Annotated in this window: 25 protein-coding genes and 1 riboswitch; of the genes, 13 read left to right on the top strand and 12 right to left on the bottom strand. The window is 70.1% G+C overall.

From position 1 onward, the window contains the following. Positions 1 to 451: 451 nt before the first annotated feature. The 3 genes from dnaB (at position 452) to A3Q37_RS11715 (ending at position 3,493) form a co-directional block, all read left to right on the top strand. A complete protein-coding gene (gene dnaB / locus A3Q37_RS11725; RefSeq protein WP_006126016.1) occupies positions 452 to 1,927 on the top strand; it encodes a replicative DNA helicase in 1,476 nt (491 codons plus the stop codon). Positions 1,928 to 2,061: 134 nt separating this feature from the next. Continuing rightward, positions 2,062 to 2,658, top strand: coding sequence for a TetR/AcrR family transcriptional regulator (locus A3Q37_RS11720; protein WP_065482073.1), 597 nt, complete (start codon positions 2,062 to 2,064; stop codon positions 2,656 to 2,658). Then, on the top strand, positions 2,651 to 3,493 hold the full coding sequence (locus A3Q37_RS11715) for an alpha/beta fold hydrolase (protein ID WP_065482071.1): 843 nt from the start codon (positions 2,651 to 2,653) through the stop codon (positions 3,491 to 3,493). The genes A3Q37_RS11720 and A3Q37_RS11715 overlap by 8 nt, the downstream gene beginning before the upstream one ends. Before the next feature lie 31 nt (positions 3,494 to 3,524). Here A3Q37_RS11715 and A3Q37_RS11710 read toward each other — a convergent pair whose 3' ends face one another. Continuing rightward, the gene (locus A3Q37_RS11710) at positions 3,525 to 4,244 is read right to left on the bottom strand and encodes a dienelactone hydrolase family protein (RefSeq protein ID WP_079137750.1); all 720 of its coding nucleotides are present in this window, start codon (positions 4,242 to 4,244) and stop codon (positions 3,525 to 3,527) included. A 143-nt stretch (positions 4,245 to 4,387) separates the two neighbouring features. Here A3Q37_RS11710 and A3Q37_RS11705 point away from each other — a divergent pair, with 143 nt between their 5' ends. Further along, positions 4,388 to 5,173: an alpha/beta fold hydrolase gene (locus tag A3Q37_RS11705; protein ID WP_065482559.1), complete on the top strand. Its 786-nt coding sequence runs from the start codon at positions 4,388 to 4,390 to the stop codon at positions 5,171 to 5,173. Positions 5,174 to 5,237: 64 nt separating this feature from the next. Next, a complete protein-coding gene (locus A3Q37_RS11700) occupies positions 5,238 to 6,614 on the top strand; it encodes a serine hydrolase (protein ID WP_065482067.1) in 1,377 nt (458 codons plus the stop codon). A gap of 72 nt (positions 6,615 to 6,686) precedes the next feature. Here the strand turns inward: A3Q37_RS11700 and A3Q37_RS11695 are convergent, their stop codons facing one another. Together A3Q37_RS11695 and A3Q37_RS11690 are read right to left on the bottom strand one after the other, a co-directional pair. Then, on the bottom strand, positions 6,687 to 7,139 hold the full coding sequence (locus A3Q37_RS11695) for a GNAT family N-acetyltransferase (protein ID WP_065482556.1): 453 nt from the start codon (positions 7,137 to 7,139) through the stop codon (positions 6,687 to 6,689). Positions 7,140 to 7,215: 76 nt separating this feature from the next. Beyond that, positions 7,216 to 7,674 carry a MarR family winged helix-turn-helix transcriptional regulator gene (locus A3Q37_RS11690; RefSeq protein WP_030707398.1) on the bottom strand — a complete coding sequence of 153 codons (459 nt, stop codon included), beginning with the start codon at positions 7,672 to 7,674 and terminating at the stop codon, positions 7,216 to 7,218. A 140-nt stretch (positions 7,675 to 7,814) separates the two neighbouring features. On the opposite strand from A3Q37_RS11690, the gene A3Q37_RS11685 reads away from it, so the two are divergent. Next, the gene (locus A3Q37_RS11685) at positions 7,815 to 9,026 is read left to right on the top strand and encodes an MFS transporter (protein WP_065482064.1); all 1,212 of its coding nucleotides are present in this window, start codon (positions 7,815 to 7,817) and stop codon (positions 9,024 to 9,026) included. Positions 9,027 to 9,129: 103 nt separating this feature from the next. Here A3Q37_RS11685 and A3Q37_RS11680 read toward each other — a convergent pair whose 3' ends face one another. From A3Q37_RS11680 to A3Q37_RS11660, 5 genes are all read right to left on the bottom strand, one after another. Continuing rightward, positions 9,130 to 10,059, bottom strand: a complete 930-nt coding sequence (locus A3Q37_RS11680; protein WP_065482061.1) for a GNAT family N-acetyltransferase — start codon at positions 10,057 to 10,059, stop codon at positions 9,130 to 9,132. A gap of 4 nt (positions 10,060 to 10,063) precedes the next feature. Continuing rightward, positions 10,064 to 10,615 carry a DUF2269 domain-containing protein gene (locus A3Q37_RS11675; protein ID WP_065482058.1) on the bottom strand — a complete coding sequence of 184 codons (552 nt, stop codon included), beginning with the start codon at positions 10,613 to 10,615 and terminating at the stop codon, positions 10,064 to 10,066. A 119-nt stretch (positions 10,616 to 10,734) separates the two neighbouring features. Further along, positions 10,735 to 11,214 carry an NUDIX domain-containing protein gene (locus A3Q37_RS11670; protein WP_065482055.1) on the bottom strand — a complete coding sequence of 160 codons (480 nt, stop codon included), beginning with the start codon at positions 11,212 to 11,214 and terminating at the stop codon, positions 10,735 to 10,737. A gap of 63 nt (positions 11,215 to 11,277) precedes the next feature. Beyond that, complete coding sequence (locus A3Q37_RS11665) at positions 11,278 to 12,414, bottom strand: cystathionine gamma-lyase (protein ID WP_065482052.1); 1,137 nt, start codon at positions 12,412 to 12,414, stop codon at positions 11,278 to 11,280. A 138-nt stretch (positions 12,415 to 12,552) separates the two neighbouring features. Next, a complete protein-coding gene (locus A3Q37_RS11660; RefSeq protein WP_065482049.1) occupies positions 12,553 to 12,930 on the bottom strand; it encodes a phage holin family protein in 378 nt (125 codons plus the stop codon). Between the two features lie 87 nt (positions 12,931 to 13,017). On the opposite strand from A3Q37_RS11660, the gene A3Q37_RS11655 reads away from it, so the two are divergent. The 4 genes from A3Q37_RS11655 to A3Q37_RS11640 all read left to right on the top strand — a co-directional run bounded on the left by A3Q37_RS11655 (position 13,018) and on the right by A3Q37_RS11640 (position 15,410). Further along, positions 13,018 to 13,335, top strand: a complete 318-nt coding sequence (locus tag A3Q37_RS11655) for a cupin domain-containing protein (RefSeq protein ID WP_065482047.1) — start codon at positions 13,018 to 13,020, stop codon at positions 13,333 to 13,335. Positions 13,336 to 13,513: 178 nt separating this feature from the next. Further along, positions 13,514 to 13,723, top strand: coding sequence for a DUF5326 family protein (locus tag A3Q37_RS11650; RefSeq protein WP_065482553.1), 210 nt, complete (start codon positions 13,514 to 13,516; stop codon positions 13,721 to 13,723). Between the two features lie 371 nt (positions 13,724 to 14,094). After that, entirely contained in the window at positions 14,095 to 14,871 is a 777-nt protein-coding gene (locus A3Q37_RS11645; protein ID WP_304364740.1) for an IclR family transcriptional regulator, read from the top strand. Positions 14,872 to 14,972: 101 nt separating this feature from the next. After that, on the top strand, positions 14,973 to 15,410 hold the full coding sequence (locus A3Q37_RS11640; RefSeq protein ID WP_024263706.1) for an SsgA family sporulation/cell division regulator: 438 nt from the start codon (positions 14,973 to 14,975) through the stop codon (positions 15,408 to 15,410). Between the two features lie 65 nt (positions 15,411 to 15,475). On the opposite strand, the gene A3Q37_RS11635 is transcribed toward A3Q37_RS11640, so the two are convergent. Beyond that, positions 15,476 to 16,828: a YibE/F family protein gene (locus A3Q37_RS11635; protein ID WP_065482039.1), complete on the bottom strand. Its 1,353-nt coding sequence runs from the start codon at positions 16,826 to 16,828 to the stop codon at positions 15,476 to 15,478. 70 nt (positions 16,829 to 16,898) lie between these two features. Next, a riboswitch (TPP riboswitch) is annotated at positions 16,899 to 17,033 on the top strand. Between A3Q37_RS11635 and thiC the strand changes: the two genes are divergently transcribed. Continuing rightward, the gene (thiC, locus tag A3Q37_RS11630; RefSeq protein WP_065482036.1) at positions 17,026 to 18,816 is read left to right on the top strand and encodes a phosphomethylpyrimidine synthase ThiC; all 1,791 of its coding nucleotides are present in this window, start codon (positions 17,026 to 17,028) and stop codon (positions 18,814 to 18,816) included. It overlaps the preceding riboswitch by 8 nt. Positions 18,817 to 18,830: 14 nt before the next feature. Here thiC and A3Q37_RS11625 read toward each other — a convergent pair whose 3' ends face one another. Continuing rightward, a complete protein-coding gene (locus A3Q37_RS11625) occupies positions 18,831 to 19,295 on the bottom strand; it encodes a DUF4440 domain-containing protein (protein ID WP_065482550.1) in 465 nt (154 codons plus the stop codon). Between A3Q37_RS11625 and A3Q37_RS11620 the strand changes: the two genes are divergently transcribed. Both A3Q37_RS11620 and A3Q37_RS11615 read left to right on the top strand, forming a co-directional pair. Beyond that, positions 19,287 to 19,715 (top strand): helix-turn-helix domain-containing protein, encoded by a 429-nt coding sequence (locus A3Q37_RS11620; protein WP_255311784.1) that lies wholly within the window; start codon positions 19,287 to 19,289, stop codon positions 19,713 to 19,715. The genes A3Q37_RS11625 and A3Q37_RS11620 overlap by 9 nt on opposite strands. A gap of 241 nt (positions 19,716 to 19,956) precedes the next feature. Then, on the top strand, positions 19,957 to 20,313 hold the full coding sequence (locus A3Q37_RS11615; protein ID WP_065482032.1) for a DUF805 domain-containing protein: 357 nt from the start codon (positions 19,957 to 19,959) through the stop codon (positions 20,311 to 20,313). Between the two features lie 88 nt (positions 20,314 to 20,401). On the opposite strand, the gene A3Q37_RS11610 is transcribed toward A3Q37_RS11615, so the two are convergent. Both A3Q37_RS11610 and A3Q37_RS11605 read right to left on the bottom strand, forming a co-directional pair. Beyond that, a complete protein-coding gene (locus tag A3Q37_RS11610) occupies positions 20,402 to 21,232 on the bottom strand; it encodes a hypothetical protein (protein WP_065482027.1) in 831 nt (276 codons plus the stop codon). A 204-nt stretch (positions 21,233 to 21,436) separates the two neighbouring features. After that, positions 21,437 to 22,618 (bottom strand): metallophosphoesterase, encoded by a 1,182-nt coding sequence (locus A3Q37_RS11605; RefSeq protein WP_304364739.1) that lies wholly within the window; start codon positions 22,616 to 22,618, stop codon positions 21,437 to 21,439. Positions 22,619 to 22,665: the final 47 nt, after the last annotated feature.

The raw sequence follows: 22,665 nt of genomic DNA, 5'->3' as shown, positions 1-22,665 counted from the left end.
AATCTAATCTTCCACAGGTAAGAGATGCAATTGCTGAGTGGTCCTTACTGGCGCCCGGCTGGGGCCAACCCCCTCGCGTCGTTTGCGGTGATCTTGAAATGAGCGCGGAAGTTTTTCTCCCCCACAGTCAGTGGACGGAGAACATGCAGGTCAGGGTGGTTGCGGTAGTGGCGCTATGAGTTTGTCCACAGTGCTGTCCCCCGGTCCGTGCACAGGATCGGCAGGGTTCTCCACAGCATCTGGTCCGTCGTCCACATGCCCTGTGGATAACCAGATTGGCTGACGGTGCGGAGGGGCCTACCGTGGTGCGGCGCCCGCACTCCGTTCCGGCACCGGAATCCTCCGAACCAGACGCGCCGGAAGTGGAGTCGGGCGACCTGTTTGTCGGTGCCGTGCCGTAAGAAAGAGTGGCACGGCTAGGTCCGCGATGCGGACGGGAGGAGGCGGCCCGGTGAGCATTCCCGAGCCTTTGGACGACCCCTGGACCGAGACCGGTCCCGGGGACCGTCTGCCTGTCTCCCGCCAGCGCCGTGGGGACCGCAAGGGGCGCGAGGACCGCCACGACCGGGGCTCGGACGAGGCCTGGGACAGCGGTGCCCCCAGCTTCGAACGGGTCCCGCCCCAGGACGTCGACGCCGAGCAGTCGGTCCTCGGCGGCATGCTGCTGTCCAAGGACGCGATCGCCGAGGTCGTCGAGGTCATCAAGGGCCACGACTTCTACCGCCCCGCCCACGAGACCGTCTTCACGGCGATCCTCGACCTCTACGCCAAGGGCGAGCCGGCCGACCCGATCACGGTCGCCGCCGAGCTGGTGAAGCGCGGAGAGATCACCAAGGTCGGCGGAGCGCCGTATCTGCACACCCTGGTGCAGTCCGTGCCCACCGCGGCCAACGCCTCGTACTACGCCGAGATCGTCCATGAGCGGGCGGTGCTGCGGCGGCTGGTCGAGGCAGGCACGAAGATCACGCAGATGGGATACGCGGCGGACGGGGACGTCGACGAGATCGTCAACTCCGCGCAGGCCGAGATCTACGCGGTCACCGAGCAGCGCACCAGCGAGGACTACCTCCCCCTCGGCGACATCATGGAGGGCGCGCTCGACGAGATCGAGGCCATCGGCTCGCGCAGCGGCGAGATGACCGGTGTGCCGACGGGTTTCACGGACCTCGACGCCCTGACGAACGGCATGCACCCCGGCCAGATGATCGTCATCGCGGCCCGCCCCGCGATGGGCAAGTCCACGCTCGCGCTGGACTTCGCGCGCGCCGCGTCGATCAAGAACAACCTGCCCAGCGTCATCTTCTCCCTCGAAATGGGGCGCAACGAGATCGCGATGCGTCTGCTGTCGGCCGAGGCGCGGGTAGCCCTGCACCACATGCGGTCCGGCACGATGACGGACGAGGACTGGACGCGGCTCGCGCGCCGGATGCCCGAGGTATCGGCCGCTCCGCTCTACATCGACGACTCCCCCAACCTGTCGATGATGGAGATCCGTGCGAAGTGCCGTCGCCTCAAGCAGCGCAACGACATCAAGCTCGTGATCATCGACTATTTGCAGCTGATGCAGGCCGGCGGGTCGAAGCGGTCCGAGAGCCGTCAGCAGGAGGTTTCGGACATGTCGCGAAACCTGAAGCTGCTGGCGAAGGAGCTGGAGGTTCCGGTGATCGCGCTCTCGCAGCTGAACCGTGGCCCCGAGCAGCGTACGGACAAGAAGCCGATGGTCTCCGACCTGCGTGAGTCCGGCTCCATCGAGCAGGACGCCGACATGGTCATCCTGCTCCACCGCGAGGACGCGTACGAGAAGGAGTCACCGCGCGCGGGCGAGGCCGACATCATCGTCGGCAAGCACCGTAACGGCCCGACGGCGACGATCACGGTGGCCTTCCAGGGCCACTACTCCCGCTTCGTGGACATGGCGCAGACCTGACGCTGAAGACGCGCAGGTCGTGACGGTCGCTCGTGCGTATGCGGCCGTGGCCACGACCTGTTGGGGCCGTATCTCGATTGCCTGCCTAGGACCCCTAGATTAAAACTAGGGTCTCAAGGATTCTAGGAGGGTGCATGGTCCGGGCCGGGCTGACAGCGGAGCGGGTGACGATCGCGGGCGCGGAGCTGGCGGATGAGGCCGGGCTCGACCAGGTGACCATGTCGCGCGTGGCGCGGCGGCTGGGCGTGAAGGACGCGAGCCTCTACACGCACGTCCGGAGCCTGGAGGATCTGCGCGGCCGGATCGCGCTGCTGGCGGCGGACGAGAAGACCATCCGTATCGCGGAGGCGACCGCCGGCCGGTCGGGAAGAGACGCCCTGGTGGCCTACGCGAACGCCTGGCGGGAGTACGCCCACCAGCATCCGGGCCGCTACGCGGCGACGCAGGCACCGATCCGGATCGACCCCGAGCTGACCGCGAAGGCGCCCGGACCGCGGCGCGCGGTCGAGCTGACCTACGGCATGCTGCGCGGCTACGGGCTGGCCGAGCCCGACCTGACCGACGCGGTCCGGCTGCTGCGCAGCACATTCCACGGGTTCGTCGCCCTGGAGGCCATGGGCGGGTTCGCGCACGCGCGTGCGCCGCAGCAGTCCTGGGCCCGTTCCCTCGATGCTCTGCACACCCTCCTGGAGCACTGGCCCCCATCCCAGGAGGAGACTTCTCATGACTGATCCGACCATCGGCAGCCTGCGGACGGACGGCGCGACCTTGCACTACGAAGTGCGCGGCCAGGGACCGCTCCTGCTGCTGATGCCCGGAGGGACGGGCGGCGCGGCCTCCTTCGATGCCATCGCCGACGACCTGGCCGCCGAATACACCGTCGCGACCTACGACCCGCGCGGCATGTCCCGCAGCACGCTGGACGACCCCGATGCCGAGCAGCACGTGGTCGAGCACGCCGATGACGCGTTCCGGATACTGGAACTGCTGGCGCCCGGCGAACCCGCCCGGGTATTCGGCGCGAGTTCGGGCGCGATCGTTGCCGTGCACCTGCTCACCGCCCATCCCGAACGCGTCGCACGCGTGGTGGCGCACGAGCCGCCGGTGGTGGAGGTCCTGCCGGACGCGGCGGAACATCGCGCACTCATCGCACGCGTGCGGGACACGTTCCGCACCCAGGGGCTCATGCCGGCGATGGCCGTGTTCGCCGCGGGCCTCAAGAAGGACGGCGACACCACCGAGCCGAGGGCCGAACCCCAGCTTCCACCCCGAGCGGCGGCACGCGCCGAGCAGACGATGGCCGACCTGCCGTACTTCGTCGGGCGGATCGTGCCCGGCTTCATGTCCTACGCGCCGGACATCCGCCGGCTGGAGGGGCTTTCGGACCGGCTCGTGATCGCCGGCGGCCAGGACTCACGCGGTGAGCTGCCCTACCGCTCGGCGGCCTGTCTGGCCGAGCGCCTCGGCACGGAGCTCCAGCACTTCCCCGGCGGGCACATCGGACTGACCACGCACCCGGCGGAGTTCGGCGAGGCCCTGGGGAAGGCCCTCAAAGCCTCGATCTGAATCGCGCGTTGGTCGACTCCGTTGCTGCGGCTCAGCCCTTCGCGAGGGCGCGGGCGAGGAGCGGGAGCAGGCGGTCCCAGTGGAGCCGCAGGCCGGCCGGGTCGAAGGCGTCGGTGTCCGACATGGTGAAGCCGTGGACGGTGCCGGGGTAGATCTCCGAGGTGTAATCGACCCCCGCGGCGTCCAGGGACCGGTTGAGTTCGCCGAGTGCCTCGGGGGTGATGTCCGTCGCGGCATGGCCGAAGTGGATGTCGGCGCCGATACGGAGCAGGCTCTCGGGCCCGTCGGCGGCGACAGGAGCGTGGAACGCGGCGAGGGCGGCCACCTGATCGGGGTGGGCCGCGGCGGTGCGGGTCGCCAGGGGGCCGCCGATGCAGTAGCCCGTCACCGCGACCGGTCCGGCGCCGACCTCGGGCTGGTCCGCGAGAAAGCCCAGGTAGGCGTCGGCGTCGCTCAGGACGAGTTCGGGGGTGAGGCCCTTGATCAGGGGCATCAGCCGGGCGATGAGCGCGGACCGGTCCGCTTCTCCGATGTGTTCAGGGAGGTCGATGACCGGTGTGGGCCCTTCCCGATAGAAGAAGTTGGGGACGAGCACGTAGTACCCGTGCCCGGCCAGTTCGCGAGCCATGTCCCGGATGGTGGGCCGGATACCGAAGGCGTCCGGGTACATCAGCACCCCGGGATGCCGCTCGCCGTGATCGGGGTGGGCGGCGAAGGCGTCGGCCAGGCCGTCCGCGGTGGGGATCTGCACGGTCTTGGTGGGAATGGCGGATCTTCCTTACGGAGTTCGTCGCGCTCCGGCGTCCGCCGGAGCGACGGGTTCGGTGTGTTCAACAAAGGTGCGTGCCGGATGAGTTGGCCGAGCACGGCCTCGTACGGCCCATACTGGCGGTCATGACCCCGCTGACACCACCCGAGCCCGAGCGTGGCGCCCTGAACCTGGCCGGGCGGCGGCTCTCCTTCCTCGACTTCGGCGGCCCGGGGCGTCCTCTGCTGGCCCTGCACGGGCACTTCGGGGAGGGGTGCACGTTCACGCGCCTCGCCGGTGAACTGGGCGACTCCTGGCGGGTGATCGCCCTCGACCAGCGTGGCCACGGTCGTTCCGACCGTTCCGCCGACTACTCCCGGTCCGGTTACGTCGAGGATGCCGCCGCCGTGCTGGAGCATCTGGGAATCCGTGGCGCGGTCGTGCTCGGGCACTCCCTCGGCGGTGTCAACGCCTACCAGCTCGCTGCCCGGCGGACCGGGCTGGTGGACGCGCTGATCGTCGAGGACATCGGGGCCGAGGTCGACGACGATCTGTCCTTCGCCCTGTCCTGGCCGCACCGTGCCTCGACACGGTCCGGGCTGCTGGACGGGCTCGGCACGTCGGCCGCCTACCTCGTGGACGCCGTGCGCGAGTATCCGGACGGTTGGGGCCTGGCCTTCGACCCGCAGGACATGAACGCCTCGCAGCAGCTCCTCAACGGAGACCACTGGGACGACTGGCTGGGCGCGGACTGCCCGGCCCTGCTCGTCCGCGGCAGCCGCAGCACGGTTCTGCACGCCGAGCATGCGAGGAAAATGGCCGCACGGCGTGCTCGTACCAGCCTGGTCGAGCTTCCCGCCGGGCACACCGTGCACGACACCGTGCCGGGGGAATTCGCCGGTGCTGTCCGGGGATTCCTCGACTCGCTGTGAGCGCGCCGAGGCTTTCCCGGAAATGGGTTCGTCAAGGAGCGGCCGGTCGGATAAGGGTTGGACCATGACTTCTCTCGGTGAAGACCTGCTTCCCAGTACCCGGCGCGCCCTGCTGCACCGCATCGCCGTCGCGCAACGGGACGGGCGTGCGCCGTCTCTCGTGGCCGCAGTGAGACGGCAGGGGCGTACGGCCTGGAGCGGGGCGCGTACGTGTGTCGACGGGCATGCTCCCGACGGCGATACGCAGTACCGGATCGGCTCGATCACCAAGACGTTCACGGCCGTTCTGGTTCTGCGGCTGCGGGACGAGGGCCTGATCGATCTGGACGACCCTCTGGAGAAGCACCTCCCCGGTACGGGAGTGGGTGGGGTGACCGTCTTTCAGCTGCTGTGCCACAGCGCGGGGTTGGGTGCCGAGACTCCGGCCCCCTGGTGGGAGCGGACGCCCGGCGGGCTGCGGCCGGAGATCGCCGATGTGCTGGGGGAACGGCCGCAGATGCATCCGGCCGGGCGTCGCCACCACTACTCCAACCCGGGTTACACCCTGCTCGGTTCGCTGGTGGAAGCGGTCCGCGGTGTCTCCTGGGAAGAGGCGTTGCGCCGCGAGATCCTGGAACCGCTGGGCATGCGCCGTACGACGAGGGCGCCCGTGGCGCCGCACGCGGGCGGCTGGGCCGTCCACCCCTGGGCCGACGTCATGCTCAGCGAGCCCGCCGAGGACCTCGGGATCATGGCGCCCGCCGGGCAGCTCTGGTCCACCGCGGAGGATCTGCTGCGGTTCGCCGCTTTCCTGACCGAGGGCGACGACCGGGTCCTGTCGGCCTCCTCCGCACGGGAGATGCGGACGCCCGCCGTACCGGTGGAGAAGGGCGGCAGCGGTTACGGTCTCGGGCTCCAGATCGTCGGGGGCGAAGGGCGCGTGCTCTTCGGGCACTCGGGATCGCTTCCCGGATTCGTCGCCGGCCTCTGGGTGTGCGAGGAGGAGGACGTGGCGGCGGTCGCCCTCGCCAATGTCACCTCCGGGCTGCCCGCCGCGACGGTGGCCGCCGAACTCCTCGGCATCGTCGTCGAGGCCGAGCCGCGGATCCCGGAGCCCTGGCGTCCGCTGCCCGAGGTGGACGACGAGCTGCTCGCGCTGACCGGTGTCTGGCACTGGGGCACCAGCACGTTCACGCTGAGCCTCACCGGGGACCGGGGCCTCCAGCTGACGCCGCTCGGCGGCAAGGGGCGCGGAGCGGCCTTCACGTACCGGCCGGACGGCACCTGGACGGGCCAGAACGACTACTACGCGGGGGAGACCCTGCGCGTCGTACGCAAGGACGACGGCTCGGTGGACCACCTCGACCTCGGCTCGTTCGTCTTCACGCGTGAGCCGTACGAGGCGGGGGCGACCGTGCCCGGCGGCGTGGACGCGGAGGGCTGGCGCGGGCTCGGCGGCTGAGCTCCGGACCCGGGGCGCAGGACGCAGGGAACGGGGTGTGTTTCACGTGAAACACACCCCGTTCCCTGTCGGTCAGAGCGCCAGCTTGAAGCCCACATGGCTGGCCGTGAAGCCGAGCCGCTCGTAGAAGCGGTGCGCGTCCTCGCGGGTGACATCCGAGGTCAGCTGCACCAACTGGCAGTTCTGGCGGCGGGATTCGTCCACCGCCCACTGGATGAGCTGGGTGCCGAGGCCGCTGCCGCGCTCGTCGCCGTGGATGCGGACGCCCTCGATGATCGAGCGTGTCGAGCCCCGGCGGGACAGCCCCGGGACGATGGTCAGCTGGAGGGTGCCGACGACCCGGTCCTCGCGAACGGCGACGATCACGTGCTGGTTCGGGTCGTCGGCCAGCCGCTGGAGCGCCTCCTGGTACGGGGTGAGATCGTCCGGCGATTCGCGCTGCGCGCCCAGAGGGTCGTCGGCGAGCATCGCCACAATCGCGGGCAGGTCGTCCGGTACGGCACGGCGTATTTCGAGATCACTCATGATCGGCATCCTAGGCCGGGCACCGGGGCATCCGGTGGAGCGAAGGCGTAGACCGGAGCCTGCGGAGCGGAGCCGGTCAGGCTGGGGCCTTCAGCTCTTCGACCGCCCTGACCAGCGGCGCGAGCTCCGGGTTCTCCGCCGCCTCGTCCAGGGCCGCCCGCAGCGCGCTGTCGTTCGTCGGCCTGGCGGCCTCCAGCAGCGCGAGCCCGGCTTCGGTGACGTCGGTGTAGATGCCCCGGCGGTCGGTGTCGCACAGATACCGGGTCAGCAGCCCGCGGTCCTCGAGCCGGGTGACGAGCCGGGTGGTGGCGCTCTGGCTGAGGACGACGGCGTCGGCGACCTGCTTCATCTGGAGATGCCCGCCGACGCCGTTGTGCTGCCGGCTCAACACGTCGAGCAGGGAGTACTCGCGTGCGCTGAGCCCGTGGCCGGCCTGGAGAGCCCGCTCGATCCGGGCCTCGATCTTCCCGTGGAGCAGCGAGAGCGTGCACCAGCTCTGGGCGATGGCGGTCAGGGCGGGGTCGGTCGCTGTCATGTCTCTCTCCTCCGTACGGGAGCGGCGTGACTCCAGGATAGGGGACATCCGCAATAGCCCGCGCTTGCAATTAACCAGCGTCTGCAATTATTGTGGACGCTCGTAAGGCGCAGACGCAATCTTCAGGGAAGGTCAAACCCATGCCGCTAGCGCTCCTCGCTCTCGCCATCGGGGCATTCGGGATCGGAACGACCGAGTTCGTGATCATGGGGTTGCTCCCCGAGGTCGCCGGTGATTTCCAGGTCTCGATCCCGACCGCGGGCTTCCTGGTGACCGGCTACGCGCTCGGTGTGGTCATCGGAGCCCCGCTGATGACGCTGCTGGGCACCCGCGTCACCCGTAAGCGCATGCTGATGCTGCTCATGGGGCTGTTCGTCGTGGGCAACGTGGTGTCCGCGCTCGCCCCGGTCTTCGGCGTCATGCTCGCCGGACGCGTGATCGCCTCCCTCGCGCACGGCGCCTTCTTCGGCATCGGCTCGGTGGTCGCGGCCGATCTGGTCGCCCCGCAGAAGAAGGCCGGGGCCATCGCCATGATGTTCACCGGACTCACCGTCGCCAACGTCGTCGGCGTTCCGCTCGGCACGTATCTCGGACAGACCGCGGGCTGGCGGACCACGTTCCTCGCCGTCGCCGCCCTCGGTGTCGTGGGACTGCTCGGCGTCGCGAAGCTCGTACCGGAGCAGCCCAGGGCGGAAGGCGTACGCATCCGCCACGAGCTGGCCGCGTTCCGCAACGTCCAGGTCCTGCTGGCGATGGCCATGACCGTCCTGGGCTTCGGCGGAGTCTTCGCCGCGATCACCTACATCACCCCGATGATGACCGAGATCGCCGGCTACTCGGCCTCGTCCGTCACCTGGCTGCTGGTCCTCTTCGGCCTCGGCATGGTGGGCGGCAACCTGATCGGCGGGAAGCTCGCCGACCGCCGTCTGATGCCCCTGCTGTACGTCTCGCTCGGCGCGCTCTCCGTGGTCCTCGGCCTGTTCACCGTGACCGCCCACAACAAGGTCGCCGCGGCCGTCACCATCGTCCTGATCGGCGCCCTCGGCTTCGCGACCGTGCCGCCGTTGCAGAAGCGAGTCCTCGACCAGGCCGCGGGTGCGCCGACGCTGGCCTCCGCGGTCAACATCGGGGCCTTCAACCTCGGCAACGCCCTGTCCGCCTGGCTCGGCGGCCTCGTCATCGCGGCCGGTCTCGGCTACACGGCCCCCAACTGGGTCGGCGCCGCGCTCGCCGCCTCGGCGCTGGTCCTGGCCGTGCTCTCCAGCCTCCTGGAGCGCCGGGAGAGCGGCAAGGGCCGGATCATCGCCGGGAGCAGCCCCGAGCCGGCCCCCGTGGCGGCTGCCCGGCACTGAACCCCGGAGCCTCCGCTCCCGCGCACCGCGACCGGAGGAACGGAGGCTCAGCCGTCCTGCGATTCAGCCGCACCGCCCTCGTGACGGTGCGGCTGTTTCCGTGTCAGCCCGTCGCGACGGTGAGCGGGGCGAACCTGCGGGCGGCGTCACCGGGCAGCTCCGGAATGCCGTACGTCATCACGGTGGTCCAGGACAGGGGCTCCAGGCCGTGTTCCGTCAGCCAGCCGAGCAGTTCCTTGTGCCGGTCGTCGACATCGGCCCGCAGCGGCCGGTCCGTCGTGGCGGCCAGGGCCGCGACCAGGGCCTGAGCGGTTGCCGTGTCCCGGGCGATCAGCGGCCCCACCACCTCGGCCTGCCCGCTCGGCCAGAGCGCCGCGTAGCCGACCAGCTCGCCGTGGTCCTCGGCGACCTGGAGCCGGTCGGCGAAGGCGGGCAGCCGGGCGAGGAGATGGGTCCGGTCGGTGCCGAACACGGGGAGGTCGAGCCGGACCATCGCCTGAAGATCGTCCGCCGCGGCCGGCCGGGTGGTCACGGACGGGACCGACGACGGAGGCGCCGATGCCGGGAGAGCCGACGAGGCGTGGGCGGCGGAGCCCGAGCCGCCCGAGCCGGTCGCTTCGAAACGGCCGCCGACGCGTTCGGCCCGGCCCACGGGGGAGAAGCCGAGGTCTTCGTAGAGCGGCCGGCCCTGCTCCGTGGCGTACAGGGCGAGCGGGGTGTCCCCCGCCGTCTCCATCACATGCCGCATGAGCCGGCGGGCGATCCCCCGACGTGCGTAGCGTCCGGCGACGAGCATCATGCCGACCGCGGTGAAGCCGGATCCGTACGGCATGGTCAGGCAGGTCGCCGCCAGGCCCTTGCCGTCCGGGGCGTCGATCCCGTACCCGGTGCCGGCCGAGAGGAGCAGCCCCCACCGGTGTTCGTCGCGCGGCCAGCCGCGGTCCTCGCAGAGATCGGCGCAGGGGACCAGGTCTCCCCGGTTCAGACGTCGGATCGGCAGGTCGACGAGGGAGCGGGGTGAAGGGCTGTGCATGGGGTCAGGCTGTCTGACGGGGTGATCGCGCGTCCACCGATTTCGCGGAACTGGCCGAGATCCGCAGCCGCCTGCCGCGCCGGGTGAGCCCCCAGGGCTTGAGGATCGAGATCGCGGTGATGAAGAGATAGGTGGCGGTGGCCACCGACGGGGCGATCACCAGGTTGATGTCAACGACCCCAGCGGCAGCCCCGGCAGCGGCCCCATCGGCGGCCGCCGCGTTGATTCCGGGGCGCAGGGAGAAGATCGACAGCCCCGTCGTGATCAGGGTCAGCCAGAACTTGGTCCACACCCAGCGATGCCGGGCCAGACCCCACGGTGTGCCCAGTGCCAGCACCAGGCCGCTGACCAGGGCGAGCAGCGCCACCGGGATCACCAGCCAGTCCCCGAAGATCTTCATGGCCCGGGTGGCGGCCCCCACGGTGGCGGGATCTCCGGTCGTGAACGCGGTGATGCCGAGCGCCAGCAGGCCGACGGCCAGGCCGAGCCAGCTGACGGAGACGGCGACATGGGCGACGAGGAGCCCTCGGCGTACGGGGCGCTTGAGTGGTTTCACGTGAAACACGATGCCGAGCCCGACCGCCCCGGGGCGTCCCGCAGCGGGAGTATCCACGGGTACCGGCCGGGGAGTAGACGCCGCGGCCGATACCGGGGCGTGGACTCGCCGCGGGGACGTCAGCCCAGGTCGGGGGCGTGCATCGCGCGTACGCCCTCGATGTTGCCGTCCAGGTAGTGCCGCAGGGACAGCGGAACGAGGTGCACGGCCGCGATCCCGACCCGGCTGAACGGCACCCGGACGATCTCGTACTCCCCGGTGGGCTCGTCGATCTCCGGGCCGTGCCGCAGGGAGACGTCCATCGACGCCAGCCGGCAGACGAAGAAGTGCTGGACCTTCACCCCCGTCACGCCGCCGTCCGCGATGTGCTCCACGGTGTCGACGAAGCACGGGACCACATCGACGATCTTGGCGCCGAGCTCCTCGTCGACCTCGCGGTGCAGCGCGTCGACGACGGTGGCGTCCTCCGGCTCGACCCCGCCGCCGGGCGTGAGCCAGTACGGATCGACTCCCGGCTTGGTGCGCTTGATCAGGATGAGATCGTTGCCGTCGAGCAGGACGGCGCGTGCGGTGCGCTTGACCACAGGACGTTCGGTCATGGCAAGAGAGTGGCCCGTGGAGGGCCGTCTGAAACTCCCCCGGCCTGATCGAGACGAAAGGCTCTAGGCCCGGTCCTGCCGGACCGCCGCGTTCAGCGCCTGTTCGACGTCGGCGAGCAGGTCCTCCGGGTCTTCCGCACCGACCGAGAAGCGGATGAAGCCCTCCGCGACGGCGTCGCCGCCCCAGCGGCCCCGGCGCTCGGCGGTGGACCGGACGCCGCCGAAGCTCGTCGCGTCATCGACCAGGCGCAGCGCGGTCAGGAAGCGTTCCGCGGTGTCCCGGTCAGCCAGCTCGAAGGAGACGACGGACCCGAAGCGCCGCATCTGGCGGGCAGCGACGGCGTACGAGGGGTCGGTGGGCAGCCCCGGATACCGCAGGCCCGTCACCTCGGCCCGCTTGGCCAGCACCTCGGCGAGGGCGAGGGCCGTGGTGCACTGCCGGTCGATGCGCAGCTGGAGGGTGGAGAGCGAGCGGTGGGCGAGCCAGGCCTCCATCGGCCCGGGGATCGCCCCGACGACCTTGCGCCAGCGCCGTACGTCCGCCGTCAGCCGGGGGTCGCGGCAGGTCACATGGCCGAGCAGGATGTCGCCGTGGCCGGTCATGCCCTTGGTGTCACTGGCGACCGAGAAGTCGGCGCCCAGCTCCAGCGGGCGCTGGCCGATCGGGGTGGCCAGGGTGTTGTCGACGGCGACCAGGGCGCCCGCCGCGTGCGCGGCCTCCACCAGCCGCCGGATGTCGCAGACGTCCAGCCCCGGGTTGGACGGGCTCTCGATCCACAGCAGCTTCGCCCCGGTCAGCAGGGCCAGCTGGGCGTCGCCGCCGGTCGGCGCGGTCCGGACCTCGACCCCGTACGCCGCCAGCTGCTCCCGTACGAGGGGGAGCGCCTGGTAGCCGTCGTCGGGCAGGACCACGGCGTCGCCGGAGCGGACCTGGGAGAGCAGCACCGCGGTGATCGCCGCCATGCCCGAGGCGAACACCGTCGTGCCCACCTCCTCGCCGGGAGCCTCCAGCTCACCGATGGCCCGCTCCAGGTGGGTCCAGGTCGGGTTGGTGTCCCGGCCGTAGGTGTACGGGCCCACCGGTTCGCCGGAGAGGTGGAAGTGCGCGGCGAAGACGGGGCCGGGCAGCGTGGGTTCGAACTGCTCCGGTTCCGGAAGCCCGGCGCGTACCGCACGTGTTCCGTCGCCCATGGTGCTCATGCCTGCTCCTTCGCTGTTCTCCCCGGTGGAGACCGGTGTCCCCTGCACTCTTCCAGAGGGTCCGGGAGCGGCCTTCCGCCGCGTCCCGGAATCCCGAATGCTGGGATCCGCGATGCCGCAGCCCCGTGAATCCCCGCGTCAGTTCTCGTCGGGCAGGACGACATTGAGCGCCCAGGACACGACCGAGATGATCAGTCCGCCGAGCACCGCCGTCCAGAACCCTTCGACATGGAAGCTGAGATCGACCACGCCGGCCAGCCAGGAGGTCAGCAGCAGCATCAGGGCGTTGACCACCAGGGTGATCAACCCCAGCGTCAGGATGAACAACGGAAAGGTCAGGAGCTGGACCACCGGCTTCACCACCGAGTTCACCAGTCCGAAGATCAGCGCCACCAGGATCAGGGTGAGGACCTTGCGGCCGGTGCTGCCGCCCTCCAGGGTGATGTTGCCGATCAGCCAGATGGCAACGGCCAGCGCACCCGCGTTGGCGATCGTCTTGACTACGAAATTCTTCATGTGTCTGATCGTGGCAGACATGATCGGTGGTGGACACCGGCAGTGCAGGGACAGCCGACAGCGCGGGCACAAGGGGCGGAACGGGCCATGAAGGCATTCAGACTGGACGAGCTGGAGGCGGAGCGGGCCGCCAACGACGGCGCGTATTTGCAGTTCGTGCGGGAGCGCAACATGTCGGTCGGTCTGTACGCCCTGAACGCGGGAGAGCTCGATCCGCAGCAGCCCCACCAGCAGGACGAGGTCTACTTCGTCGTCAGCGGACGTGCGTCGATCACGGTGGGGATGGAGACGACCCAGGTCGGCAGGGGGAGCGTCGTGTACGTGCCCGCGGGCGTGGCCCACAAGTTCCACCACATCACCGAGGATCTGAGGGTGATGGTCGTCTTCTCCCCGCCGGAGGGCTGAGCCGCCCCCAGGGCCCCGGGACCCGCCTGCCCGGTCACGCCGGGAGTGGGTGTCTCCCCTCAGGGATCCCTAGGGGCTCGATCAGGGGTCTTCAAGGGCTGCACGCGCCCCGCCGGGGGCCCTCGCGCCTTTAGCATCGAGGGCAAGGACTCAGAGAGACGAGGTAGAGGCGATGGCCGTGCGGGAGATATACGCGGGAATGCCCTGGTGGGTGAAGTGGATCGCGGTGCCCGTCATTGCGATCTTCGTGTTCGGCGGTCTGATCGCCAGCGTGGTCGGCTTCGTGATCAGCCTGCTCTTCAAGGCGCTGATCTTCGTCGTGCTGGTCGGCGGTCTGATCTTCGTCGTCCGTAAGTTCATGTCGTCGTCCTCGCGCGGTGACTGGTAGCCGACGGGGCGACCGGTAAGCCACGGACCACGGGTCGGCGCGGGGGGCCGGCCCGTCCCGTCCGTACCGGCGGGATTAGCCCAGCAGAGCTAAGTCCCGGAGGAAACCACCCGTCTGCCGCAGGTGGCCGATACAGTGGCAAACCGCTGCCGCCATCCGGAATGTGACCTTCCGTCACCTTGTCGATCGCCTGATCGCTTCCGGGTACGACAGTCCGGTCGTTGGCCTCCGATCGCCGGCGCCCGGACCGGTCCTCACCGGTCATGGTCACCGGATCTCCGGTCCCCTCCGGTCCTCGGGATCGCGGCAGGCCCGTGGGGGCGGCCCCCACGGGAGGGCCGACGGCCCGTCACCATGCCTGGGGGTGACCTTTGACCACGGCATCGAGCACCGCTGTCCCGACGTTGATCGGTTCGGTTCAGCGGGCGTTGAGGCTGCTGGAGGCTGTGGGTGCTCATCGGGACGGGGCGCCCGCCAAGCAACTGGCGCGCGAGGCGGGGCTTCCGCTTCCGACCGCGTACCACTTGCTGCGCACCCTCACGCATGAGGGCTATCTCCGCCGTGAGAACGGGGTCTTCCTCTTCGGCGCGGCCGCCGAGAACCTGACCGCGGCGTCCGGGGTCAGGAGCCGCCCGCGCCCCGTCTCCGTCGCCGACTCCCTCGGCCACTGGCGGGACGCCATCGGAGCGCCGGTGTACTGCGCCGTCTACTGCGACGGCGAGATCGACCTCATCGCGGTCGCGGACGCCCCCGACACCCCGGCGGTGGAGGAGTGGGCCTCGTTCCGGGAGACCGGCCACGCGCACGCCATCGGGCAGTGTCTGCTCGCCCAACTCGACGAGAGGGCCCGCGAGGACCATCTCGACCGGCACCCCGTTCGGCCCCTCACCCGTTACTCAGTGCGAGATCGCGCCACGCTTCTGGAACGGCTGCGCACCCTCCGACGAGGTGAACCGGTCATCGAACGCCAGGAGTACGCACTGGGGACCGTCTGTGCCGCGATTCCGGTCACGGCCGGTGCCACCATTGCGGCGATGGCCATTTCCGTACCCCTGGACCGGGAAGATCGGTTGCTGCCCGCAGTCGAACAGCTACGTGGCGAAGTCGCCAGCCTCTTGCGTTCGTTCGTGTTCTCTATCAGTATCTGAAAAATCACTCCTTGTGATCTGCTATCGCGTGCACCACGATGGCGTCAATAGGGCCATGGGGGATCATTCCTGGCCAGTTTCATCTACTGCGGGGTTGAACGATGCGCGAGTCGGTTCAAGCAGAGGTCATGATGAGCTTCCTCGTCTCCGAGGAGCTCTCGTTCCGTATTCCGGTGGAGCTCCGGTACGAGGTCGGCGATCCGTACGCCATCCGGATGACGTTCCACCTGCCCGGCGATGCCCCTGTGACCTGGGCGTTCGGCCGCGAACTGCTGCTGGACGGGCTCAACAGCCCGAGCGGCGACGGAGATGTGCACATCGGCCCGACCGAGCCCGAGGGGCTCGGCGATGTGCACATCCGGCTTCAGGTCGGCGCGGATCGCGCGCTGTTCCGGGCGGGGACGGCGCCGCTGGTGGCGTTTCTCGACCGGACGGACAAGCTCGTGCCGCTCGGCCAGGAGCACACGCTGGGTGATTTCGACGGGAACCTGGAGGACGCGCTCGGCCGCATCCTCGCCGAGGAGCAGAACGCCGGCTGACCGGTCGCACCCCGCCCGCTCGTCCCCGCGGCTCGCCCCCGCGTCCCGGCGCACCCGGCGGCCCGTCACCCCGTCTTACGGCGACGGCCCCGGCCGGTCCGCGCGGGTGCGGCCGTAGCCGCCGATGCGCCGCCCGGCCCCGCGCGGTCCGCGGAGACGACCAGCGCGGCGAGCACCGTGGTCACCGGCACCGAGGCGACCAGTCCGATCGACCCGACCAGCGTGCGGACGATCTCCTCGGCGACCAGCTCGCTGTTGGCCACCGTCCCCACACTGCTCTGGGCGATGGAGAAGAGCAGCAGCAGCGGCAGCGCCGCGCCCGCGTACGCCAGCACCAGGGTGTTGACCACCGAGGCGATGTGGTCCCTCCCGATTCTGATCCCTGCCCGGTACAGCCCCTTCCAACCCATCTCCGGGTCGGCCTGGTGCAGTTCCCAGACGGCGGAGGTCTGGGTGACCGTCACATCGTCGAGCACGCCGAGCGAACCGATGATGACGCCCGCCAGCAGCAGACCGCTCATGTCGATGTCCGGGTAGAGGCCGTGGATGAGGCCGGTGTTGTCGTCGGTGTTGCCGCTCAGGCTCGCCCAGCCGATGAACAGCGAGCCCAGCAGCCCGATCAGCAGCAGCGAGATCAGCGTGCCGATGACCGCGACCGACGTACGGGCCGTCACCCCGTGGCACAGATAGAGGGCCGCCAGCATGATCGCACTGGCCCCGATCACCGCCACGACCAGCGGATTCGAGCCCTGGAGGATCGCCGGCAGGATGAACAGCGTCAGCACGGCGAACGAAACGGCCAGCGCCACCAGGGCCATCACCCCGCGCATCCGGCCCACCAGGACCACCGCCAGGGCGAAGATCCCGGCCAGCAGTGCCAGCGGGACCTTCCGGTTCACATCGGTCACCGAGTACTGGAGGTCGCGCGGCGCGTCGGGGGCGTACGCGACGACCACGCCCTGACCCTCCTTCAGCTGGCGCGGCGCGTCCGGCTGGACCACCTCGACGAATCTGCGGCCCTTGTCGTCGCCGCTGGTCACCTCGATGGTGGCCTTCGCGCACTCCCCCTCCTGCTCGTTGACGGCCTCCCGCCCCGAGGGCGTGGAGGTGTCACCGGTCGGCGGCACCTGCGCGGCGTTGACGTCCGCGCAGTCGACCTTGACGACCTTGACGACCTTGCCGGACTGGGTCTGCCGGTCGAATCCGACACCGGTGCGCTCGTGTTCGGGCACGCCGCCGGGCCAGAACGCGATCAGGCCGACGACGACCGCCGTCGCGAACGGGATCAGGACGGCGGCGATGACCTTGCGCAGATGCCGGGAGACCGGGGCGGCCGGCCCGTGGCTGTGCGTGTGGGCGTGGGTGTGGGTGTGGCCCTGGGGCGGCCGGGGTGCGGGGTCGTTTTGAGGGGAGGTCACGGGGCGATCATCGCAAGAACGGGAGGGCCCTCTGGTCAGCTCGCCGGAAAGGACGCTAGCGTGGAGGCACCTTTGCACACGCGGGAGCTCGGAGCACCGGGCTGAGAGGGCGCTGATCGCCGTACATCCGTACGGGACAAGGCTGCGCCGACCGCCGAACCTGTTACCGGGTAATGCCGGCGTAGGGAGTAGGTCTCATGACCACATCGGACGCACGCACGCCTGCCTCGAAACAGAACGCCGGGAACGAGGGCGACGAGGCCGGGAAGTCCATCGGCTGGCACAAGGGGTACGTCCAGGGCTCGCGCCCGGACCTCCGGGTGCCGGTCCGACAGGTGCACCTCACCAACGGCAAGGACGTGACGCTGTACGACACGTCGGGGCCGTACACCGATCCCGCCATCGACACCGATGTCCGCCGCGGCCTCGCGCCCCTGCGGGAGAACTGGATCATCGCCCGCGGCGACACCGAGGAGTACGCGGGCCGTCCGGTCCGCCCCGAGGACGACGGGGTCAAGCACACCTCGCCGCGCGGCGGACTGCGCAACCTCGACGCCGTCTTCCCCGGCCGCCCGCGCCAGCCGCGCCGCAGCCGCGACGGGCGTCCCGTCACCCAGCTCGCGTACGCCCGACGGGGGGAGATCACCCCGGAGATGGAGTACGTGGCGATCCGGGAGAACGTCGAGGCCGAGGTCGTACGGGAGGAGATCGCGGCGGGCCGGGCGGTGCTGCCGGCCAACGTCAACCACCCCGAGATCGAGCCGATGATCATCGGCAAGCGGTTCCTGGTGAAGGTCAACGCCAACATCGGCAACTCGGCCGTCACCTCCTCCATCGAGGAGGAGGTGGACAAGATGACCTGGGCGACCCAGTGGGGCGCCGACACGGTCATGGACCTGTCCACCGGCCGCAACATCCACACCACCCGCGAATGGGTGCTGCGCAACTCCCCCGTACCGATCGGAACGGTGCCGCTCTACCAGGCGTTGGAGAAGGTGGACGGCCGAGCGGAGGAGCTGACCTGGGAGATCTACAAGGACACCGTCATCGAACAGGCCGAACAGGGCGTGGACTACATGACGGTCCACGCCGGAGTGCGCCTGCCGTACGTCCCGCTGACGGCCCGCCGCAAGACCGGGATCGTCTCGCGCGGCGGCTCGATCATGGCGGCCTGGTGCCTCGCGCACCACAAGGAGTCGTTCCTCTACGAGCACTTCGAGGAGCTCTGCGAGATCCTCGCGACGTACGACGTCACGTACTCGCTCGGTGACGGGCTGCGCCCCGGCTCGATCGCGGACGCCAACGACGAGGCGCAGTTCGCCGAGCTGCGCACGCTGGGCGAGCTGAACACGATCGCCAAGCGGTTCGGCGTACAGACCATGATCGAGGGCCCCGGGCATGTCCCGATGCACAAGATCAAGGAGAACATCGACCTCCAGCAGGAGATCTGCGAGGAGGCGCCGTTCTACACGCTCGGCCCGCTGACCACGGATGTCGCGCCCGCCTACGACCACATCACCTCGGGCATCGGCGCCGCGATGATCGCCTGGTGGGGCACGGCGATGCTCTGTTACGTCACGCCCAAGGAGCACCTGGGGCTGCCGAACCGGGACGACGTGAAGACGGGCGTGATCACCTACAAGATCGCCGCCCACGCGGCCGACCTGGCCAAGGGGCACCCGGGCGCGCAGGAATGGGACGACGCGCTCTCCGACGCGCGGTTCGAGTTCCGCTGGGAGGACCAGTTCAACCTGGCCCTCGACCCGGACACGGCACGCGAGTTCCACGACGAGACGCTGCCCGCCGAGCCGGCGAAGACGGCGCACTTCTGCTCGATGTGCGGGCCGAAGTTCTGCTCGATGAAGATCTCCCAGGACATCCGCCGTCAGCACGGCGGTTCGCAGGAGGAGATCGAGGAGGGCATGGCCGAGAAGTCGAAGGAGTTCGCGGCCGCGGGAAACCGGGTCTACCTGCCGATCGCGGACTGACCCGTCCCGGCAGCTCAGGTGGGCCCGGCGGCCGAGTCCGTCGGGCCCACCTCCGTCGGGGTCGGGCGGCCGGTCCGCTCCGGGCCGTCCGCCGTCCCGAACGGGTTGTCGACGACGTACCGCCAGAACCCGTCGGATCCCCGGCGGGCGATGTCGGTCGCCGTGCCCGCGATCCGGACCTGTTCGCCGTGTGCCGCCCTGCCCGCCACGACCCAGTCGACGATCAGGAGTGCCAGGTCGCCGGAGACGTAGGTGTGGCGCGGTGTCACCCGGATCGGGACGCGCAGCGCGAGGAAATCCCGGTGGGCCGGTATGCGGCCGGGGCCGGTGGTGGGGTGGCCGGGCCGGGGTACGAACAGTGCGTCGGGCTCGTACAGCCGGTCGACGGCCTCGGCGTCGAAGGTGTTGAACGCCCGCTCCAGGACGTACGGGTGCTGGGTGGCGACGGTGGTCGGATGCACACTGGTGGAATGCGTCATGCCGTCAGTGAACAGCCCGTCGACGAGAGTCACCCAACGGAAACCCACGCGGCCGACGACCGGGAACTGACGCCGACCGCCCGTGGCCGTACGGCACGTCCGGAGCCGGACTGTCCCGTCGAGGTGGCCCTCGCCGCGGTCTCGGGGCGCTGGACCACCCTGGTGCTGCGCGAGCTCATGGGCGGTCCGCTCGGGTTCTCCGAGCTGAGGGAGCGGCTGCCGGAGCTGTCGGCGAAGGTGCTCAGCCAGCGGCTCAGGGAGCTCTGCGGGCGAGGCCTGGTGTCGGTGGAGCGCCGACGTGGGTTTCCCGTGCGGACGAGCTACACCCTGACCGGAGCCGGCCGGGCGCTCCGGCCGCTGCTGATCGAGCTCTACGCGACGGGCGAGGCCCTGCTCGCGGCCGGCCGTCCGAGGGCCTGATCCGGGGCTGGAAGACTTCGGGCGTTCCATGCCTTACGAGTAACTACAGGTGGTTCGCGGTTATTTGGCATGGTTGCTGGGTTTGTTAAGCGACAGTATGGACACGGTCGTGTGGCAGCTGTATGTACGTTGAGGCAATGGGTCAACCAGACTTGACCCGTTCCTTATCTGTGGCTTACTTTCCGGCTTGCTTGGCTGAAAGTTAGCGGCCCCGGAACGGGGCCCGGGGAGGGGAATCACAATGAACTGGTACCTGGCCGTACTCAAGAACTACGCAGGCTTCAGCGGACGCGCGCGCCGCAAGGAGTACTGGATGTTCACGCTCATCAGCTTCGGCATCAGCCTGGTGCTTTCGATCATCGGTGGCGCGATCGACGCGAGCTTCCTGTCCTACATCTACACCCTCGCGATCCTCATCCCGTCGCTCGCGGTCGGCGTGCGCCGTCTGCACGACACCGGCCGTTCGGGCTGGTGGCTGCTGATCGCGCTGGTCCCCCTGGTCGGCGCCATCATCCTGATCGTCTTCCTCGCCTCGGAGGGTAAGCCGGAGACGAACGAGCACGGCGTCAACCCGAAGCTGGCCCCGCAGGGCATCTGATCCACCGCTCCGGTCCGTCCGGAGCGTCCCCGGGCCGGGCGCGGCACTTGCCGCCCCGGCCCGCGGTGTGTCCGGGCCCGCGCCGGTCTCAGTCCGGCTGGTGTTCCGGGCCGCCGAAGTCCGGGCTCGTGAAGTCGGGGCTGGTGAAGGTCGGCCGGGGGCCGGCCGCCGGGCCGTCGTCCGGCCCCGAGAAGTCCGGCCTGCTGTAGCCGATCTTCGGGATGCGGTTGGGCGAACGGTGCGGGGTCCGCGCGGCGGGCCCCGCGGTGGGGTCGGCCAGGGCGTCCCGGAAGAACGGGAGGATGCCGCGCTCGAGCAGGGCGTGGCGCCACGCCTCCCTGGCCCGTGCGACCTCCTCCGGAAGCTCCTGTTCCTCCTCCTCGGCGGCCAGGGAGGTCGCGCCGTTGCGCAGCGCGGTGACGAGCAGTCCGACGGCGGCGACCAGGATCGCGGCGGCGGCGACGCAGGCGAAGAACCATCCGGCCGTGACCATGGAGCGGCCGAACGTCAGCGACGGGCTGACCGCCTTCAGCAGATAGCCGACGAGCAGGAAGATGAGCGCCGCGGTGCCGGCCAGCAGGGGGGTCAGGACCGTGACGACCGCGCCTATGCCGGCGCCCGATCCGGACGATGTGCTCTGCGGTCCGTCCAGGCCCGGGAGCCCGTCGGCGCCTTCGCCGGCCGGCGTCCGGCGCAGTTCGCCGCGGGCCTTGACGTAGTGCTCGTACTCGGCGGCCGCGGCCGCGGTGATCAGCGCCGTGGCGCCTTGCGCCATGGTGCGCAGCTGTTCGGTGTTGAGCCGGTCCCCGACGCCTTCCAGGTCCGGGCGTTCATGAGCGTGGCGCAGTGCGTCGCCCAGGATCCGCTCGTACTCGGGTCCGTCCTCGGCCAGCAGGTGCGGAGCGCTTGTCATCTGCATCCCCCGATGCTCCGTCGGTGCCCGGCTGCCCGCGGTGGACCGGGCGATCGGGCGGAAACGGAGGAGAGCCTGCCACTGATAGGCCGATGGTAGAGCGCTCACGGCAAGGGGTGACAGGGTGTTTCCAGAATTGGGCCCGGTGACGGGCCCGGCGATCGGCGAGGTCGGCGCGGGCTGAACCTGAAGCGCCTTCCCCGCCGACGGTCAGTCATGCAGCGGGAGTTGGACCACCAGCAGCTTTCCGGCCATGGTCACGCCGCCGTCCATGGCGATGGCGAGGTTGTCCGCGTACACGTGCGGGCCGTTGATCACGGGTCCCGAGCTGTCCTCGCCCTCCTCCGTTCCGACCTCGCCGAGGAGATACGGAATGGGGCTGTGACCATGGACGACGCGCTGTCCGCCGTACGTCGTCAGCAGCTCGCGCACCGCCTCGGAGCCGCCCTCGTCCCGGAAGGCGAACCGCTTGGTGAGCTTGCGGAAGAGGTCCCAGCACTCGTCGGCGTCGTTACGCGTGAGAATGGCCGTGATCGTGTCGTTGACGTCCTCGATGGTGGACCCGTAGTCGAGGTAGGCCGTCGTGTCGGAGTGCATCAGCAGATGCCCGTCCTCCTCGACGACCGCGTCGAGCCGGGACATCCACTGGAGGTGGACGTCCTGGAGGCGCTCCATGTCGGTCTTCTGGCCGCCGTTGAGCAGCCAGGCCGCCTGGAAGGTGGCGGTGCCCGCTCCGGAGTTGACGGGGGTGTCGGCGAAGCGCTTGGCGCCGATCAGCAGCAGTTCGTGGTTGCCCATCAGGGCCTTGCAGTAGCCGCCGGCCGCCGCCGCCTCGGCGGAGAGCCGCATGACGAGGTCGATGACACCGATGCCGTCGGGGCCGCGGTCGGTGAAGTCGCCGAGGAACCAGAGCCGGGCGTTGCCCGCGGCCCAGTTCCCGTCGGCGTCGATGAGGCCCTGTTCGCCGAGGGCGGCCAGCAGCTCGTCCAGATAGCCGTGGACGTCGCCGACGACGAAGAGCGGGCCGCGGCCGTCGTCGGCCGCGGGGCGCGGCTCGGCGACCGTCCGCACCTGGACCGTGTCGCCGCGGCGGATGACCGGGAGGTCCCGCTCGGTCGGGGTGTAGCCCTCCGGCTGCTCGTCGCCCACGACGGCGTTTCCGGGATGCGGCGGGCGGGGCGGTGCGGGGGTGTGCGGCGGGACGGACGCGGCGGGCGGTGGCACGGGCGCGCCCGGTGCCGGAGGCTGCGGATCCGGCGCACGTGGCGGCACCGCGGAAGGGGGCGCCCCCTGAGCCTGCGGTGGCACGGGTGTCTGCGCGTACGGCGGAACCCGGAAGTCACGCAACGTCGCCGTCCGCACCACGGGTTCCTGACCGGCCCCCTGAGTCATCGACCCCTCCACCACCGTCGCGCCGCCGTACACCTGACGGGCCCTGC

It is taken from the genome of Streptomyces sp. PTY087I2, from assembly GCF_001687325.1.
Taxonomy (GTDB): Bacteria; Actinomycetota; Actinomycetes; order Streptomycetales; family Streptomycetaceae; genus Streptomyces.
The sequence above is the reverse complement of the archived record's forward strand: the minus strand, read 5'-3'. Positions and strand labels throughout refer to the sequence as shown.